The organism is Mesorhizobium sp. M7A.F.Ca.US.005.03.2.1, assembly GCF_003997795.1.
Classification (GTDB): domain Bacteria; phylum Pseudomonadota; class Alphaproteobacteria; order Rhizobiales; family Rhizobiaceae; genus Mesorhizobium; species Mesorhizobium ciceri.
On sequence record NZ_RZRP01000858.1, the window covers coordinates 1 to 2,656 of the forward strand.

Here is a 2,656-nt window from a genome sequence, read left to right on the forward strand (position 1 = left end):
ACGATGATCTCAGGCTTTTCATCCCAGCGGTTGACGGAAGATTTGACGAGGTCGGCGACATGCGGGACGGTCGGCAGCAGCAGCCGCAAGCGGTGGCCGCGCGCGCGCAGGATCGACACCGTCTCGCCGAACGGGTCGAGCAGCCGCCGTACCTCGCTACGCCGCGAACCGGGCAGGACGAGCAAGGTTTTGACCCGATCAGGAGAAAGGTCGCGCGGCAACTCCTGCGCCTTGGCTGCAGCGAGCAAGCCCGCATCGTGCGTCAGGCGATGCCCGACATAGGTGCCCGGTGGCCCGCCGAGCCGCTCCAACTCCTTAACCTCGAAAGGCAGGATGCAGAGGATGTGGTCGACATAGGGCTTCATCGCGACCGCCCTGCCCGGCCGCCACGCCCATACGCTGGGACAGACATAGTGGATGATCGGAATCGACGGGTTGGCCGCACGCACCTTTTTGGCGACGCGCAACGAAAAGTCCGGACTGTCGATGGTGACGAGGCAATCCGGCTTTTCGTCGGCAACGGTCTTGGCCAGTTGGCTGATCCGCCGCATCAGGCGCGGAAGGTCGCGCAGGACGGCACTGAACCCCATGAGGGCGATCTCGCCGGCATCGAATGGCGAGACCAGTCCCAGCGTCTGCAAATGACGGCCGCCGAGGCCGACGAGTTGCACCTCGCGCCCGGCCGCCTGCCTGAGCGAGCGTACTATGTCGGCGCCGAGCAGGTCGCCGGACTCCTCGCCGGCAACAATCGCGATCTTCAATGCCCTGTCAGCCACTGTGCGGCTCCGTCGTGGCAGGCAGGCCAATGACGAACAGGCCGAGTGCGTTGGCGCGCGCGATGGTTTCAGGACCTTCGAGAACCAGCGAACGTCCCGCCTCGACGGCAATCCCGGCAAGCTCGGCTGCATGCGCTGCTTCGACCGTCTGCAGGCCGATGGACGGAAGATCCGCTCGCAGTTCCTGGCCAGGCTTGGCGCACTTGACCAGGACGCCGCGGGTCTTGCCCGCAATACGGCCGTGGCCGCGTAAAAGCTTTGCCCGCTCAAGCAATCCGGCTGTTCCTTCGATGCCTTCCAGCGCAATGGTCCGGCCACCGATGGCGATCGCGGCCTGGCCGATGTCCAGCGCCCCGATGGCTTTTGCTGCGGCAAGGCCTGCCTCGATGTCACGCCAGTCCGACTTTTGTGGCGCGGCGTTGGTCAGGACGCCTTCGGCGGCGACAAGGCTCGGCACGACTTCATGGGCGCCGACAACTTTTATTCCACGGGCTTCGAGGCCCCTCGCCAAGACCTTCAGCAGGCCATCGTCGCCACGCGCGAGCGCCAAGACGACCAGCGGAATTACCGCGAGCAGGCTGAGACTGGGGCGCAGCGCAAGCAATCGCGGCCGGCGCTTGATCTCGCCTGCAAGCACCAGATGGGTGATCCGGTGCCGCCGTAGCAATGGGACCAGCGAGCCTATACCTTCCAGAGCGAGGCTTTCATGATCGTATCGGGAGAGCTCCGCGATGCGGTCGACCTCGCCTTCCATCAGGATGACGAAGGGCGGATAGCCTTGTTCAACCGAGCCGGCCGCGACTTCGACCGGCAGACTGCCGCCGCCGGCAATGATGCCGACCCTGGCGCCCGGCGGAAGATCAAGACGCGCTGCCGCTGTCTCAGTCTTCGTCATCGACGTCGTCGCCATCGCCGCCCTTGAGCGACGGCACAGCATAGTGCCGCTTGCCGCGACTGGTGATGAAATCGATGATCTTCATGGCGGTCGGCGACGACGCGAACTCCGCCTTGGCGAACTCGATGTTCTCGCCAACAGTGCGGGAACGATCGAAGATCATCCTGTAAGCCTTGCGCAGCACAAGGATTTCGGACCTCGGCAGGCCGGAGCGCTTGAGCCCGATGATGTTGAGACCGCGCAAACTGGCGCGGTTGCCGACCGCTATGGCGAAGGGGATGACATCGCCGACGATCGCGGAGCAACCGCCCAGAAAGGCGTTGTCGCCGATGCGGACAAACTGATGCACTGCGGTCAGGCCGCCGATATAGACGTTGTTACCGACCTCGCAGTGGCCGCCCAGCGTTGCGCCATTGGCGAACGTCGCATTGTTGCCGACGACGCAATCATGGGCGATATGGGCGTAGGCGAGGAAATTGCCGTTGTCGCCGACCGTCGTCTCACCGCGGCTGGAATCGGTGCCGAGATGCATCGTCACGCCTTCGCGGATCGTGCAGTTCCTGCCGATGACCAGGGTGGTTCGGCCGCCCTTGTGCTTGGTGTTCTGCGGCGGCGCGCCCAATGTCGCCATCGGGTAGACCTTGGTCGAGGCGCCGATCGACGTCGCGCCCATCACCGAGACATGACTGACCAGTTCGACGTCGTCGCCGATCACCACATCGGCGCCGACATGGCAGAACGGCCCGATGCGCACACCTTGGCCGATTTTGGCGCCTTCCTCGACAATGGAGGAAGCATGGATGGATGTCTTGATTTTCATAAGCACTCGATCGTCAGTCGCTGGTGACCATCATGGCTGAAATCTCGGCCTCGGCCGCCTTGGCGCCGTCGACCATGGCTTCACAAGCGAATTTGAGCAGGTTGCCGCGTTTCTTGATTTTCTTGACATAGATCTTCAACTGGTCGCCGGGAACGACCGGTTTGC

3 protein-coding genes and 1 pseudogene are annotated in these 2,656 nt (G+C 63.7%); all 4 read right to left on the reverse strand.

Annotated elements, in window-relative coordinates; all coding sequences use genetic code 11:
- On the reverse strand, positions 1 to 776 hold a 776-nt coding region (locus tag EN991_RS31530), incomplete at its 3' end, for a lipid-A-disaccharide synthase (protein ID WP_127370219.1).
- Complete coding sequence (locus tag EN991_RS31535; RefSeq protein WP_164769505.1) at positions 769 to 1,671, reverse strand: LpxI family protein; 903 nt, start codon at positions 1,669 to 1,671, stop codon at positions 769 to 771. The genes EN991_RS31535 and EN991_RS31530, both read right to left, overlap by 8 nt.
- A complete protein-coding gene (lpxA, locus tag EN991_RS31540; protein WP_013531752.1) occupies positions 1,658 to 2,491 on the reverse strand; it encodes an acyl-ACP--UDP-N-acetylglucosamine O-acyltransferase in 834 nt (277 codons plus the stop codon). The genes EN991_RS31535 and lpxA overlap by 14 nt, the downstream gene beginning before the upstream one ends.
- 13 nt (positions 2,492 to 2,504) lie before the next feature.
- Positions 2,505 to 2,656: pseudogene (locus tag EN991_RS41260) on the reverse strand (3-hydroxyacyl-[acyl-carrier-protein] dehydratase FabZ); the annotation flags it as partial.

Coding starts and splice junctions, on each gene's coding strand:
- lpxA (WP_013531752.1), bottom strand. CDS start 2,491: ATGAAAATCAAGACATCCATCCATGCTTCCTCCATTGTCGAGGAAGGC.
- EN991_RS31535 (WP_164769505.1), bottom strand. CDS start 1,671: ATGACGAAGACTGAGACAGCGGCAGCGCGTCTTGATCTTCCGCCGGGC.